Below are 15,014 nucleotides of genomic sequence, written 5' to 3' on the forward strand. Positions count from 1 at the left end.
AGATATTGAAGAAGAGTGACGGGAGCCGCTTTGAGCGACACGAATTACGCAGTGATTTACGATTTACATAGCCATACTCAGGCCTCCGACGGCCTGCTTACGCCCGAAGAACTTGTCCATCGCGCCCATGAGATGCGCGTGGGCACGCTGGCGATCACCGATCACGATACCACCGAGGCCATTGCAGCCGCGCGGGCAGAAATTGCCCGCACTGAATTGCCGCTTACGCTGATAACGGGCGTGGAAATTTCCACCGTCTGGGAAAATCATGAGATCCATATCGTCGGGTTGAACATCGATATTGAGAACCCTGCCATGCGTACGTTGCTGGACGAGCAGAAGGCGCGTCGCGTGCTGCGGGCCGAACTGATCGCCGAACGGCTGGACAAAGCCCATATCCCCGGTGCCTGGGAAGGGGCACTCCGCCTGGCAAAAGGCGGCGCGGTAACCCGGGCGCACTTTGCCCGTTTTCTGGTTGAGGCCGGAAAGGCGAATAACATTGCGGATGTGTTTAAAAAATACCTCGCACGGGGGAAAACCGGATACGTTCCTCCCCAGTGGTGTACAATAGAACAAGCTATTGATGTCATTCATCATTCTGGCGGCAAGGCGGTGCTGGCCCATCCCGGTCGGTATAACCTCTCCGCCAAATGGCTGAAACGTCTGCTGGCATACTTTGCCGAACACGGCGGAGACGCGATGGAAGTTGCGCAGTGTCAGCAGGCGCCCAACGAGCGCAGTCAACTGGCTGAGTATGCCCGCCAGTACGGCCTCCTTGGCTCCCAGGGCTCTGATTTCCATCAGCCTTGTCCCTGGATCGAGCTGGGACGCAAGCTGTGGTTACCCGCCGGCGTCGAGCCAGTGTGGCAGCTCTGGGAACAGCCAACGCCAATTGAAGAGAGGGAAGTATGAGTCAATTTTTTTATATCCATCCTGACAATCCGCAGCCGCGTTTGATTAATCAGGCCGTGGAGATCGTGCGTAAGGGCGGGGTGATCGTCTATCCAACCGATTCGGGCTACGCGCTGGGCTGTAAGATTGAAGATAAAAGCGCGATGGAGCGCATTTGCCGGATCCGCCACCTCCCGAACGGGCATAACTTCACCCTGATGTGTCGCGATCTCTCTGAGCTGTCTACCTACTCTTACGTCGATAACGTGGCGTTTCGGTTGATCAAAAATAACACCCCGGGTAACTACACCTTTATCCTGAAGGGAACCAAAGAGGTGCCGCGCCGCCTGCTGCAGGAAAAACGCAAAACCATCGGGATGCGAGTGCCCTCTAATCCGATTGCGCAGGCGCTGCTCGAAACGCTGGGTGAGCCGATGCTCTCCACATCCCTGATGCTACCGGGTAGCGACTTTACCGAGTCTGACCCGGATGAGATCAAAGACCGTCTGGAAAAACAGGTGGATTTAGTGATTCACGGCGGCTACCTTGGCCAACAGCCGACCACGGTCGTCGATTTAACCGAAGATGCCCCGGTCGTGCTGCGCGAAGGGGTAGGTGACGTAAAACCTTTCCTGTAATTTCTATTTTAATGGGCCATCTCATTAGCGTTTTTTCCTCGCTATAATGGCCCATTACTCACCTCTCCGCTTATTTACGTCTTCCTTTACTTGTTCTTATTATTATCTGAAAATCTTTCTGTGCACGGAATAGTCTTGCCCATGCCTGAATATGTAGATATATGATAAGCGAATACCATTTTTAGATATGGAAATGTCGATGGCGTTACATGGAAAGTTGATTCTGAACGGGGCAGATTATGTACCTTTTAATCTGTATGGCGTGGGTGTGTTTATGGCGCATTCAGGGTTGGGTACCTACCGGAACAATATTAATTGTGCTGCTATTGCAAAATCAGGGCCGATCCCTCCCGGAAAATATTGGATCGTAGATCGCAAAGAAGGTAACTACTTTTCTCAGAAATTAACGGAAACACACGATGAGGCTAATAGATTCTTTGGTCGACGCGCTTTTGGTAAATCGGACTGGTTTGCCTTATGGCGCGATGATTGGGGAATCGATGATGACACCTGGATAGAAGGGGTTCAACGCGGTAACTTCCGGTTGCATCCTGGTACGGTATCAAAAGGTTGCATAACCATCGCCAATAATTCTGATTTTGCGATGATCCGCAATGCGCTTATGAATACCTCACTTATGCAGGTTCCCTGTATGCGGTCGTTGATGGCGCGAGGGTGGGTGGAGGTAGTCGATGGTGGCTATACTAAAAATTCTTGCACGTAAAATAAGTAAGTTGATTTATTTCATTATGTTGCTGATGTTTTTAGGAAAAACTTTTCCAGAAGCAGAGTTATATATTGGTGAAGATTTTGCAACAAAATGGGCGCTTATTGTCTATGGAGATGAAAGCGCCGATTCCATGTATGAAGCTTTTACCGATATAGATTTTTCAATAATGCTATCAATAGCTATCCCTTTATACATTTTAACAATGAAGTTAATCAAAAAATTAAGGAAAAAATAAAATGCCTATCCCTCCGTATATGTGGCTGAAAGACGATGGCGGTGCAGATATTAAAGGCTCCGTAGATGTCAAAGATCGTGAAGGCAGCATAGAGATAATCAGGTTAAGCCACGGCATTAATCTGCCAGTAGACAGTGCCAATGGGAAAATCACCGGAACCCGCCAGCACTCATCCATGATGATTGAAAAGGAAGTGGATAGCTCAACGCCCTATCTGTATAAAGCAGCCGCTACAGGCCAGACGTTAAAAAGCGCGGAAATCAAGTTTTACCATATCAACGACGCCGGGCAGGAAGTCTGCTATTACACGGTGTTTATGGAAAACGTGAAGATCACCGGGGTAAATTGCGCTGTGCCGAACGTTAAACTCACGGGCAACGACAAAATGAACCATGTAGAAAGCGTCAGCATTCAGTATGAAAAAATCACCTGGCGCATAGTGGATGGCAACATTCAGCACACAGATGCCTGGAATGAGCGCCCTACGGCATAACCATAATCCGACAGCCCATCTGTACGAGAGGGCCAATCCGTTGGGTTTACTTCAGGTTAACAGTGCCAGAACGCCGCCGCGCAAAACTTGTTGAATCATTTAGTCTAAAATTCATGTAATATGTGCGGCCATGAATCACTGGGTGCGACACCTTGTCCGCCATTTTGTGTGCTATGAAATAGTTGCAGATCAGTGAGTTAATGTTTTTTAAACTTAACTCATTGTTTTTGAAAGTATCCCAGACGCCTGTGAAGGCGACACCTGAAGGAAGCTCAATGAGCGAGAAATTACAGAAAGTGCTGGCCCGCGCCGGCCACGGTTCACGCCGTGAAATCGAAACCATTATCGAAGCAGGTCGTGTCAGTGTGGACGGTAAAATCGCCACCCTGGGCGATCGTGTGGAAATCGTACCAGGCCTGAAAATTCGTATCGATGGCCATCTTATCTCGGTAAAAGAGTCTGCCGAGCAAATCTGCCGCGTGCTGGCGTACTACAAGCCGGAAGGCGAGCTTTGCACCCGCAACGATCCTGAAGGCCGTCCTACCGTGTTTGACCGCCTGCCAAAACTGCGCGGTGCGCGCTGGATCGCTGTAGGTCGCCTGGACGTGAACACCTGCGGGCTGCTGCTGTTCACCACCGACGGTGAGCTGGCAAACCGTCTGATGCACCCAAGCCGTGAAGTGGAGCGTGAGTACGCGGTTCGCGTGTTTGGTGAAGTTGACGACAGCAAAATCCGCGACCTGTCCCGGGGCGTACAGCTTGAAGATGGCCCGGCCGCCTTCAAGACCATCAAATTTACCGGTGGGGAAGGTATTAACCAGTGGTACAACGTCACCCTGACCGAAGGTCGTAACCGCGAAGTACGTCGTTTGTGGGAAGCCGTTGGTGTGCAGGTGAGCCGCCTGATCCGCGTGCGTTACGGTGACATTCTGCTGCCGAAAGGGCTGCCGCGTGGCGGCTATACCGAGCTGGATTTAACCCAGACCAACTACCTGCGTGAGCTGGTGCAGCTGACCCCGGAAACCACCTCTAAAGTGGCGGTGGAAAAAGATCGTCGTCGCATGAAAGCGAATCAGATCCGCCGGGCAGTCAAACGTCACAGCCAGGTCAGCAGCAATCGCCGCTCTGGCAGCCGTAACAACAACGGCTAAAAAAACAAAACCCGGCATTGCCGGGTTTTTTCTTAATAGTCGATACCGATTTGCGCTTTCACGCCAGCATCGAAGGCATGTTTGACCGGGCGTAGTTCGCTGACCGTGTCCGCCATCTCCAGAATATCCCGATGACAGCCGCGCCCGGTGACAATCACCGTCTGGTGCGCCGGACGGTTGTTCAGCGCGTCCAGCACCTCCTGCAAAGGCAGATAGTCGTAAGCCACCATATAAGTGATTTCATCCAGAAGCACCATGTTCAGCGTGGGATCGGCCAGCATACGCTTTGCCTTCTCCCAGACGGCCAGACAGGCAGCGGTGTCGGTATCGCGGTTTTGGGTATCCCAGGTAAAGCCGGTTGCCATCACCTGAAACTCAACGCCGTGAGGCTCAAGCAGATTACGCTCGCCGTTTGGCCACTCTCCCTTGATAAACTGGATCACGCCTACCTTTTGCCCGTGACCGACGGCGCGGGTCGCCGTACCGAAGGCGGCAGTGGTTTTGCCTTTGCCGTTGCCGGTGAAGACGATAATAATTCCGCGCTCATCCTGCGCGGCGGCAACACGGGCATCGACCTGCTCTTTCAGGCGCTGCTGGCGCTGCTGATGACGTTCATCACTCATTGCGAAATTCCTGGTTTACGGCCGGGTTGGGCATCGAAGGTCATGCCGGTTTTACGGCGGCTGTCATCTCCCATCAGCCATAGATAGAGCGGCATGATGTCGGCGGGCGTTTTCAGTTTAAGCGGATCTTCGCTCGGGAACGCGCTTGCGCGCATGCTGGTGCGGGTGCCGCCGGGATTGATACAGTTTACGCGCAGGTGGCGGCTCTGATACTCCTCCGCCAGCACCTGCATCATCCCTTCAGTGGCAAATTTCGAGGCGGCATAAGCGCCCCAGTTGGCCCGTCCCTGGCGTCCGACGCTGGACGAAGTAAACACCAGCGAGCCAGAATCAGATTGCAGTAATAAAGGAAGCAGCGCCTGGGTGAGGAAAAAAGTGCCATTGACGTTCACTTGCATCACCTGCTGCCAGATCTCCGGGGTTTGCTCCTCCATCGGGCGCACCTCGCCCAGGAAACCGGCATTGTGCAACACCCCGTCCAGACGCGGGTAATCCTCGGCAATGCGCCGGGCAAGCTGCTGACACGTCTCTGGCGTGCAGGTTAACAGGTCGAGAGTATATTCATGTGTCGGCGCGCCGCCCTCGCTGGCGATTGTCCTGGCGACGTCACGCAGTTTTTCTTCATTACGCCCCAACAGGATAACGCGCGCGCCATGGCGGGCGTAGGTCAGCGCCGCCTCACGGCCAATACCGTCGCTGGCACCCGTGACCAGGATAATATGGTTTTGCAGTAGATCTTTCTTGGGTTGATAGTGCAAGGTCACTCCTCTGGCTCGCGCTGTCGCGGCCCATGCTATGCGGTCTCTTTTCGGCTTTATGCCCGAAAGCGACCAGGATTTCAATCAGTCATCCGGAGAGTTCACTGTGAAATTAACAATTTGCAAATGTTTTTCCGTGAAATTCCCATTCCTGAAGACGCCTCGCAAGGATATCGTCAGATGAGAGACGCCTGGTGAAGGCTGTTGTACACTGGGTGTGAAAACAAGTGGTTAAACCAAGGTGGACGCGTGGAATTACTTTCTGAATACGGTTTATTTTTGGCCAAAATTGCAACAGTGGTGATGGCCATTGCGGTGATCGCAGTTCTGATTGTCAACCTGACGCAGCGCAAACGTCAGCGCGGCGAGTTGCGGATTACCCGGCTGAGCGAGCAGTACACAGAGATGCAGGAAGAGATGTCGGTGGCGTTGCTTGACGCGCATCAGCAAAAGCTGTGGCACAAAGCGCAGAAGAAAAAGCACAAGCTTGACGCGAAAGCCGCAAAGCAGAAAGCAAAGCTTGAGCAGCGCCCGGAAGCGGCAAAACCGCGGGTCTATGTGCTCGATTTTAAAGGCAGCATGGATGCGCATGAGGTTTCATCCCTGCGCGAAGAGATCACCGCCGTGCTGGCGGTGGCCAGAGCCGAAGATCAGGTTGTGCTGCGTCTTGAAAGTCCGGGCGGGGTGGTTCATGGTTACGGTCTGGCCTCATCGCAGCTGCAACGCCTGCGTGACAAGCAGATCCCACTGACGGTAGCGGTAGATAAGGTCGCTGCCAGCGGTGGCTACATGATGGCCTGCGTGGCCGACAAAATTGTCGCCGCACCTTTCTCTATTATTGGTTCGATTGGCGTAGTAGCGCAGATCCCTAACTTCAATCGTTTCCTGAAGAACAAAGATATTGACGTCGAGTTGCACACCGCAGGTCAGTACAAGCGCACCCTGACCCTGCTCGGCGAAAATACTGAAGAGGGGCGTCAGAAGTTCCGCGAAGATCTTAATGACACCCATCAGCTGTTCAAAAGCTTTGTGCAGCAGATGCGTCCAACCCTGGATATCGACCAGGTCGCCACGGGCGAGCACTGGTACGGCACCCAGGCGCTGGAGAAAGGGCTGGTGGATCAGGTGGGAACCAGTGACGATCTGCTGCTGGGGCTGATGGAGGGCCGTGAGCTGGTCGGCGTGCGCTATACGCGACGCAAAAAGCTAATGGATCGCTTTACCAACAGCGCTGCAGAGAGTGCGGACCGTCTTCTGCTACGCTGGCTCCAGCGTGGACAAAAACCCCTGCTGTAAATAAAAACGCGAGGCCAGTGCCTCGCGTTTTGCATCAGTCGACCAGGTGATACTTTTCCGAGAGCGCGTGGGCCAGGTATTTAAACATGTTAAATACCGCCGTGCTGCGTGGGGTGGGTAACCCCTGCTCATCGAGAAAGTACTCGCCGCTGAATACCAGCACGCCGTTGCGCTGTTCCACCCCAGTGGCTTCGGTTCCTGCCAGGGTGTCTTCATGTTCCCGAATAAGTTTATTGGCTTCGGCAAGCAAGGTTACGCGGTCGATGGGTTGGGTTGTTTGCTGCATTATCCCCTCCTTAAACAGTGGTATTAGTCTACGCCGCCGCGGTCTCAGGAGCAAATTTTCCCCATTTTTCGGCATGCAGGGCAAGACGGACAGCGCTGGCGTGATTTGCTTTTGCATGCTAATAAAGTTGCGTAACGGATTTTATCAGGTAGAGTGTGCGCTTTCGTCATTCTGGCAATAGATTTGCTTGACATTCGACCTAAATCTCGTCGTGCAGTCACACCGGAGCGAGAAAAAGCCCGTAAACTCAACTACCTGGCTGAGGTCGTTTTTAGCGACTTGCCCGAAAAGGGGTTGATAACCACTGATGGCGTCGTTATATAGATGACTCGTCGCCAGTGGAAGGTGAACTCACGCGACGTATTCCTGGAAGAAACAAATTAGGTAAAGGTGAATATGGGTAAAGCTCTCGTTATCGTTGAGTCCCCGGCAAAAGCCAAAACGATCAATAAGTATCTGGGTAGTGACTACGTGGTTAAGTCCAGCGTCGGTCATATCCGCGATCTGCCGACCAGTGGCTCAGCCAAGAAGAGCGCCGACTCTACCTCCACCAAAGGGGCCAAAAAGCCTAAAAAGGATGAACGTAGCGCGCTCGTTAATCGTATGGGAGTTAACCCATGGGATAACTGGCAGGCACAGTACGAAGTGCTGCCGGGTAAAGAGAAAGTCGTCTCCGAGCTGAAACAGCTGGCGGAAAAAGCCGACCACATCTATCTCGCAACCGACCTTGACCGCGAAGGGGAGGCCATTGCATGGCACCTGCGGGAAGTGATCGGGGGAGATGACACCCGCTACAGCCGCGTGGTGTTCAACGAAATTACTAAAAACGCGATCCGTCAGGCATTTGAAAAGCCGGGCGAGCTGAATATCGACCGCGTTAACGCCCAGCAGGCGCGCCGCTTTATGGACCGCGTCGTGGGTTACATGGTCTCTCCACTGCTGTGGAAAAAGATTGCCCGTGGTCTGTCAGCAGGCCGCGTACAGTCCGTTGCCGTACGTCTGGTGGTCGAACGTGAACGCGAAATCAAAGCGTTTGTGCCGGAAGAGTTCTGGGAAATTGACGCCAGCGTGACCACGCCGGGCGGCGATACCTTGCCGTTGGAAGTGTCGCACCAGAACGATAAGCCGTTCCGCCCTGAAAACCGCGAACAGACAATGGCCGCGGTGGCGCTGCTGGAGAAAGCCCGCTATCAGGTCCTGGATCGTGAAGACAAACCGACCAGCAGCAAGCCGGGCGCGCCTTTTATTACCTCCACGCTGCAACAGGCGGCAAGTACCCGTCTGGGTTACGGCGTGAAGAAAACCATGATGATGGCTCAGCGTCTGTATGAAGCTGGTCACATTACTTATATGCGTACTGACTCTACCAACCTGAGCCAGGACGCCGTCAACATGGTGCGTGGTTACATTGGCGATAACTTCGGCAAAAAATATCTGCCGGAGAGCGCCAACCAGTACAACAGCAAAGAGAACTCGCAGGAAGCGCACGAAGCGATTCGTCCTTCCGATGTTGCTGTGCTGGCCGAATCCCTGAAAGATATGGAAGCCGATGCGCAGAAGCTGTATCAGCTGATCTGGCGCCAGTTTGTCGCCTGTCAGATGACGCCAGCGCAGTACGACTCCACCACGCTCACCGTCGGTGCGGGCGATTTCCGCCTGAAAGCGCGTGGTCGTATTCTGCGTTTCGATGGCTGGACGAAGGTGATGCCTGCGCTGCGTAAGGGCGATGAAGATAAAACGCTGCCAGCGGTCAACGCAGGGGATGAACTCTCCCTGATTGAGTTGACCCCGGCTCAGCACTTCACCAAGCCACCGGCACGCTTCAGCGAAGCTTCGTTGGTGAAAGAGCTGGAAAAACGCGGTATCGGTCGCCCGTCTACCTATGCGTCGATCATTTCGACCATTCAGGATCGCGGCTATGTGCGTACGGAAAACCGTCGTTTCTATGCCGAGAAAATGGGTGAAATTGTCACCGATCGTCTGGAAGCTAACTTCCGCGATCTGATGAACTACGATTTTACCGCGCAGATGGAAAACAGCCTTGACCAGGTGGCTAACCACGAAGCCGAGTGGAAGAAGGTGCTCGATAGTTTCTTCGGCGACTTCACCGACCAGCTGGAAAAAGCAGAGAAAGACCCTGAAGAGGGTGGTATGCAGCCGAACCAGATGGTGCTGACCAGCATCGACTGTCCGACCTGCGGCCGCAAGATGGGGATCCGTACTGCGACCACTGGCGTGTTCCTCGGCTGCTCAGGCTATGCCTTATCACCGAAAGAGCGCTGCAAAACCACCATCAACCTGGTGCCGGAAAACGAAGTCCTGAACGTGCTGGAAGGCGACGACGCGGAAACAAACGCATTACGTGCCAAGCGCCGCTGTAACAAGTGCGGCACCGCGATGGACAGCTACCTGATCGATCCGAAACGTAAGTTGCACGTCTGCGGTAACAACCCGACCTGTGACGGCTACGAGATTGAAGAGGGCGAATTCCGCATTAAGGGCTATGACGGTCCGATCGTGGAGTGTGAAAAATGTGGCTCTGAAATGCACCTGAAGATGGGGCGTTTTGGTAAATACATGGCCTGCACCAACGACGAGTGTAAAAACACACGTAAGATCCTGCGTAACGGTGAAGTGGCACCGCCGAAGGAAGATCCGGTTCCATTGCCGGAGCTGCCTTGCGAGAAGTCCGATGCCTATTTCGTCCTGCGTGACGGCGCGGCGGGTGTCTTCCTGGCAGCTAACACCTTCCCGAAATCACGTGAGACCCGTGCGCCGCTGGTGGAAGAACTGTACCGCTTCCGCGATCGCCTGGCCGAAAAGCTGCGCTATCTCGCCGATGCGCCGCAGCAGGATCCTGAAGGCAATAAGACGGTCGTGCGTTTTAGCCGTAAAACCAAGCAGCAGTACGTTGCTGCTGAAAAAGACGGTAAAGCGACCGGCTGGTCAGCATTTTATGTTGACGGAAAATGGGTTGAAGGTAAGAAATAATCCTTAATTACCGTAACTTACCTGTAAAAGGGCCGGACATCCGGCCCTTTTTTATTGCCTGTTTATTATTTTTTGTTACGGGCTATACAGCAAAGATATAAATGATATAGTGGTTATAGTTAATCCTTTTCTTATTATCAAATCGTCTTAAGCGATTGCCCGTGTGCGCTCAATCGGATGGTCCGGCATGAAACTACAGCAGCTTCGCTATATCGTTGAGGTGGTCAACCACAACCTTAACGTCTCTTCCACTGCAGAAGGTCTTTATACCTCGCAACCCGGCATCAGTAAGCAGGTGCGTATGCTTGAAGATGAGCTGGGGATCCAGATTTTCGCCCGTAGCGGCAAACACCTCACTCAGGTTACCCCTGCGGGGCAAGAGATTATCCGTATCGCTCGCGAAGTGCTGTCGAAGGTCGATGCCATCAAATCGGTGGCAGGCGAGCACACCTGGCCTGATAAAGGTTCCCTGTATATCGCCACCACCCACACGCAGGCGCGCTACGCACTGCCTGGCGTGATCAAAGGCTTTATTGAGCGTTATCCTCGCGTTTCGTTGCATATGCATCAGGGCTCACCGACGCAGATTGCTGAGGCAGTATCCAAAGGCAATGCGGATTTTGCAATCGCCACCGAGGCGCTGCATCTTTATGACGATCTGGTCATGCTGCCTTGCTATCACTGGAACCGCTCGATTGTGGTGACCCCGGAACATCCTCTGGCGGCTAAAACATCGGTTTCTATTGAAGAGCTTGCCCAGTATCCGCTGGTGACCTACACCTTTGGCTTTACTGGCCGCTCTGAACTGGACACGGCCTTTAATCGCGCAGGCCTGACGCCGCGGATCGTCTTCACCGCCACCGATGCCGACGTGATTAAAACCTATGTGCGACTGGGGCTGGGGGTAGGGGTCATTGCCAGCATGGCGGTAGATCCGGTTGCCGATCCCGATTTAGTACGTCTGGATACCCAGGGGGTGTTCGGCCATAGCACCACGAAAATCGGCTTCCGCCGTAGCACCTTCCTGCGTAGCTATATGTATGATTTCATTCAGCGATTCGCGCCGCATTTAACCCGTGATGTCGTGGATACGGCAGTTGCCCTGCGTTCTAATGAAGACATCGAAGCGATGTTTAAAGATATTAAGCTGCCAGAAAAATAATCCCCTCCGGTATCTTTCCTGCGGGAAAGATACCGTTATTCCCGCCCTCATCTGTATTAAAGCCCGCTTTCCGCTGTTTGATCATCAGATTAGCCAGAGCGTTATGACGCCTTTTGCCCGACCCGCTTACAAAAAGACAACAAAAATAGAAAATAAATAGCCGCTACGCAAACACCTCGTTTCATTTATATATTTCCGCTCAAAAGATTAGATATTTCACGGTACAGAGTTCGTAAATTCGCTGGATTTTCAACTAAAGTTTCTTTAGGATTTATCTCAACCATGATTACTTATACCAATTGTTTGGTATCTAAATGATAAGTGATATCGATTGTATGAGGTTAGCAATGCCGTCAGGACGTCACGAGCCGCAACGGGACCCAGGACTTAAGCGTAAAGCCTGGCTGGCGGTGTTTCTCGGTTCCACCCTGTTTTGGGTCGTGGTGGCATTACTGGTCTGGAAATATTGGGGTTAAAGATGACGGTACAGGGGCGTAGTGAAGCAGTGAAACCTATGTGTCAGCAACGTGACACTCGCCGCAAAGTCCGTAAAGCCGTGACAGATCACATTCCGGCTTCCTGGACGCTGTCGCCGCAACAGCAAGCTTTCATTGATTCGTTCGCAGAAGACGATACCAAAAAACAATAATTCTGCCGCTCAGGCATAGCGCGTTAATAATCCAGTGCGCTTTTGTACTCTTAAATAAATACACATTAGCAATACCGAACTGAGCCAGACTCAGCCGTAAACAAATAAATAAAGACAGGTGTCACAATCATGAACAATATATCTGGAGCCAAATACTGGTCGTGGATCGCCGCGTTTTCCCTGTCGATTCTCTTCTGGTGCCAGCTGATCTGGCTCACCCTACACTGAAATAAAAGCCTCGCTTAAGCGGGGCTTTTTGTTTTTCCCCCTTCCATAAGTCTGCAAATTTGTCCATTTGGGTTGTTATCAAATCGTTACGGTGACGATGTGTTATCTTTAATTACGGCCCTGATAAAGGTCAGGGCATCGCAATCCCGGTAATTAAGGAGGAGCTTATGTCGTTAACCTTACGCGAAGCCAGTAAGGACACATTGCAGGCCGAGAACAAAACTTATCACTACTACAGCCTGCCGCTGGCCGCCAGGGAACTCGGGGACATCGCACGTTTACCCAAGTCGCTTAAAGTATTACTGGAAAACCTCCTGCGCTGGCAGGATGACGTCTCTGTCACCGCGGAGGATATTCACGCGCTCGCCGGGTGGCTGCAAAATGCCCATGCCGACCGGGAGATAGCCTATCGTCCGGCCAGGGTCCTGATGCAGGACTTTACTGGCGTTCCGGCAGTGGTCGATCTGGCCGCGATGCGTGAAGCGGTTAAACGTCTTGGCGGCGATACTGCCAAAGTGAACCCGCTTTCTCCTGTGGACCTTGTCATCGACCACTCGGTCACCGTGGACCACTTTGGCGATGATGAAGCGTTTGAAGAGAACGTGCGCCTGGAGATGGAGCGTAACCACGAGCGTTACGTGTTTCTGAAGTGGGGCCAGCAGGCCTTCAGCCGCTTTAGCGTTGTCCCGCCCGGCACCGGTATCTGCCACCAGGTCAATCTCGAATACCTTGGCAAAGCGGTGTGGAGCGAACTGCAGGATAAAGAGTGGGTGGCCTACCCGGATACGCTGGTCGGCACCGACTCGCACACCACCATGATCAACGGCCTTGGCGTACTGGGCTGGGGGGTAGGGGGTATCGAAGCCGAGGCCGCCATGCTCGGTCAGCCGGTTTCCATGCTGATCCCTGACGTAGTCGGCTTTAAGCTGACCGGTAAACTGCGTGAAGGCATTACCGCCACCGATCTGGTGCTCACTGTTACCCAGATGCTGCGTAAGCACGGGGTAGTGGGCAAATTCGTTGAATTCTATGGTGACGGGCTGGACACCTTGCCGCTGGCAGACCGGGCCACCATTGCTAACATGGCGCCAGAATACGGCGCGACCTGTGGCTTCTTCCCAATCGACGGTGTGACGCTGGAGTATATGCGCCTCTCCGGGCGCAGCAGCGAGCAGGTTGCGCTGGTTGAAGCCTATGCCAAAGCGCAAGGGATGTGGCGTAACACGGGTGATGAACCTGTGTTCACCAGCACCCTGGCGCTGGATATGGGCGAAGTGGAAGCCAGTCTCGCCGGGCCGAAACGGCCGCAGGATCGCGTGGCGCTGGCCGATGTGCCGAAGGCGTTTGCCGCCAGCACAGAGCTTGAGGTCAATACCGCGCAAAAGGATAGCCGCCCCATTGATTACGTAATGAACGGCCATCAGTACCAGCTCCCGGATGGTGCGGTGGCGATCGCGGCCATTACCTCCTGCACCAACACCTCGAACCCCAGCGTGTTGATGGCGGCCGGACTGCTGGCGAAAAAAGCCGTTACCCTTGGGCTGAAACGCCAGCCGTGGGTAAAAGCCTCGCTGGCCCCTGGCTCTAAAGTAGTGTCCGATTATCTGGCCCAGGCCCGGTTAACGCCGTATCTGGATGAGCTTGGCTTTAACCTGGTGGGTTATGGGTGTACCACCTGTATTGGTAACTCGGGGCCGCTGCCGGAGCCAATCGAAACGGCCATCAAGCAGGGCGATCTGACTGTAGGGGCAGTCCTGTCCGGCAACCGAAACTTCGAAGGTCGTATTCATCCGCTGATCAAAACCAACTGGCTGGCGTCACCACCGCTGGTGGTGGCCTACGCCCTGGCTGGCAATATGAACATCAACCTGGCGACCGACCCACTGGGACACGATCGCAAAGGGGATCCGGTTTATCTGAAAGATATCTGGCCCTCGGCGCAGGAGATTGCCCTGGCGGTGGAAAAAGTCTCTACCGATATGTTCCGCAAAGAGTATGCCGAGGTGTTTGAGGGCACGCCAGAGTGGAAAACCATTGAAGTGGCGCGCTCGGATACCTACAGCTGGCAGGATGATTCTACCTACATCCGTCTGTCGCCTTTCTTCGACGAAATGCTGGCGGAACCTAAGCCGCTGGAAGATATTCACGGCGCTCGCGTGCTGGCCATCCTTGGCGATTCGGTGACGACCGACCATATCTCCCCGGCGGGGAGCATTAAAGCGGATAGCCCGGCAGGACGGTATCTGCAGAGTCGTGGCGTTGAGAGACGTGACTTCAACTCCTACGGATCTCGTCGCGGTAACCATGAGGTGATGATGCGCGGCACCTTCGCCAATATTCGTATCCGCAACGAAATGGTCCCTGGCGTAGAAGGGGGGATGACCCGCCATCTGCCGGGCAGCGAAGTGATCTCGATTTACGATGCCGCCATGAAGTATCAGCAGGAAGGCACGCCGCTGGCGGTAATTGCCGGGAAAGAGTACGGTTCCGGCTCCAGTCGCGACTGGGCAGCAAAAGGGCCTCGACTGCTGGGCGTACGCGTGGTGATCGCCGAGTCCTTTGAACGTATCCACCGTTCAAACCTTATCGGGATGGGGATTTTACCGCTGGAGTTCCCGCAAGGGACATCGCGTAAAACACTGGGGCTGACGGGGGAAGAGCGGATCGATATCGCGGATCTGCAAAATCTGACGCCAGGCGCCACCGTGCCGGTCAAACTGACCCGGGCAGATGGGCAGACGGAGATGCTGGACTGTCGCTGCCGAATTGATACCGCGACAGAGCTAACCTACTACCAGAACGACGGCATTTTGCACTATGTGATTCGTAATATGCTGAAGTAAAGCGCGTTAATCAGCCCGGCACACAGGGTGTTGCCGGGCT

General features: G+C 53.7%; 16 protein-coding genes. 13 read left to right on the forward strand and 3 right to left on the reverse strand.

Annotation, left to right across the window (positions count from 1 at the left end):
* Positions 1-30 precede the first annotated feature (30 nt).
* From rnm to rluB, 6 genes are all read left to right on the forward strand, one after another.
* The gene (rnm, locus tag C3F35_RS21755; protein WP_032611215.1) at positions 31-912 is read left to right on the forward strand and encodes an RNase RNM; all 882 of its coding nucleotides are present in this window, start codon (positions 31-33) and stop codon (positions 910-912) included.
* Entirely contained in the window at positions 909-1,529 is a 621-nt protein-coding gene (locus tag C3F35_RS21760) for an L-threonylcarbamoyladenylate synthase (protein WP_032611213.1), read from the forward strand. The genes rnm and C3F35_RS21760 overlap by 4 nt, the downstream gene beginning before the upstream one ends.
* Positions 1,530-1,728: 199 nt before the next feature.
* Positions 1,729-2,253, forward strand: coding sequence for a DUF2778 domain-containing protein (locus C3F35_RS21765; RefSeq protein ID WP_103793308.1), 525 nt, complete (start codon positions 1,729-1,731; stop codon positions 2,251-2,253).
* The gene (locus C3F35_RS21770) at positions 2,222-2,494 is read left to right on the forward strand and encodes a hypothetical protein (RefSeq protein ID WP_032611209.1); all 273 of its coding nucleotides are present in this window, start codon (positions 2,222-2,224) and stop codon (positions 2,492-2,494) included. The genes C3F35_RS21765 and C3F35_RS21770 overlap by 32 nt, the downstream gene beginning before the upstream one ends.
* Position 2,495: 1 nt before the next feature.
* A complete protein-coding gene (locus C3F35_RS21775) occupies positions 2,496-2,987 on the forward strand; it encodes an Hcp family type VI secretion system effector (protein WP_103793309.1) in 492 nt (163 codons plus the stop codon).
* 275 nt (positions 2,988-3,262) lie between these two features.
* Positions 3,263-4,138 carry a 23S rRNA pseudouridine(2605) synthase RluB gene (gene rluB / locus C3F35_RS21780; protein WP_032611205.1) on the forward strand — a complete coding sequence of 292 codons (876 nt, stop codon included), beginning with the start codon at positions 3,263-3,265 and terminating at the stop codon, positions 4,136-4,138.
* A gap of 32 nt (positions 4,139-4,170) precedes the next feature.
* Here rluB and cobO read toward each other — a convergent pair whose 3' ends face one another.
* Positions 4,171-4,761 (reverse strand): cob(I)yrinic acid a,c-diamide adenosyltransferase, encoded by a 591-nt coding sequence (gene cobO, locus C3F35_RS21785; RefSeq protein WP_103793310.1) that lies wholly within the window; start codon positions 4,759-4,761, stop codon positions 4,171-4,173.
* Positions 4,758-5,519: a YciK family oxidoreductase gene (locus C3F35_RS21790; protein WP_103793311.1), complete on the reverse strand. Its 762-nt coding sequence runs from the start codon at positions 5,517-5,519 to the stop codon at positions 4,758-4,760. Before C3F35_RS21790 ends, cobO begins: the two co-directional genes overlap by 4 nt.
* Before the next feature lie 249 nt (positions 5,520-5,768).
* Between C3F35_RS21790 and sohB the strand changes: the two genes are divergently transcribed.
* Positions 5,769-6,815, forward strand: coding sequence for a protease SohB (sohB, locus tag C3F35_RS21795; protein WP_032611199.1), 1,047 nt, complete (start codon positions 5,769-5,771; stop codon positions 6,813-6,815).
* A 34-nt stretch (positions 6,816-6,849) separates the two neighbouring features.
* Here the strand turns inward: sohB and C3F35_RS21800 are convergent, their stop codons facing one another.
* Positions 6,850-7,101, reverse strand: coding sequence for a YciN family protein (locus tag C3F35_RS21800; RefSeq protein WP_103793312.1), 252 nt, complete (start codon positions 7,099-7,101; stop codon positions 6,850-6,852).
* Positions 7,102-7,497: 396 nt separating this feature from the next.
* On the opposite strand from C3F35_RS21800, the gene topA reads away from it, so the two are divergent.
* The 6 genes from topA (at position 7,498) to acnA (ending at position 14,974) form a co-directional block, all read left to right on the forward strand.
* Positions 7,498-10,092 (forward strand): type I DNA topoisomerase, encoded by a 2,595-nt coding sequence (gene topA / locus C3F35_RS21805; protein WP_059307714.1) that lies wholly within the window; start codon positions 7,498-7,500, stop codon positions 10,090-10,092.
* Positions 10,093-10,279: 187 nt separating this feature from the next.
* Positions 10,280-11,254: an HTH-type transcriptional regulator CysB gene (gene cysB / locus C3F35_RS21810; RefSeq protein WP_032611190.1), complete on the forward strand. Its 975-nt coding sequence runs from the start codon at positions 10,280-10,282 to the stop codon at positions 11,252-11,254.
* A 335-nt stretch (positions 11,255-11,589) separates the two neighbouring features.
* Entirely contained in the window at positions 11,590-11,730 is a 141-nt protein-coding gene (locus C3F35_RS21815) for a YmiA family putative membrane protein (RefSeq protein WP_213019257.1), read from the forward strand.
* 38 nt (positions 11,731-11,768) lie between these two features.
* Positions 11,769-11,903, forward strand: coding sequence for a hypothetical protein (locus C3F35_RS27260; RefSeq protein ID WP_072250830.1), 135 nt, complete (start codon positions 11,769-11,771; stop codon positions 11,901-11,903).
* Between the two features lie 129 nt (positions 11,904-12,032).
* On the forward strand, positions 12,033-12,131 hold the full coding sequence (gene ymiC, locus C3F35_RS27110) for a small membrane protein YmiC (RefSeq protein ID WP_032611183.1): 99 nt from the start codon (positions 12,033-12,035) through the stop codon (positions 12,129-12,131).
* Positions 12,132-12,298: 167 nt separating this feature from the next.
* Positions 12,299-14,974, forward strand: a complete 2,676-nt coding sequence (acnA, locus tag C3F35_RS21820; RefSeq protein WP_103793313.1) for an aconitate hydratase AcnA — start codon at positions 12,299-12,301, stop codon at positions 14,972-14,974.
* Positions 14,975-15,014 lie beyond the last annotated feature (40 nt).

Source organism: Leclercia sp. LSNIH3, assembly GCF_002935105.1.
In the GTDB taxonomy this organism is placed as follows: domain Bacteria; phylum Pseudomonadota; class Gammaproteobacteria; order Enterobacterales; family Enterobacteriaceae; genus Enterobacter; species Enterobacter adecarboxylatus.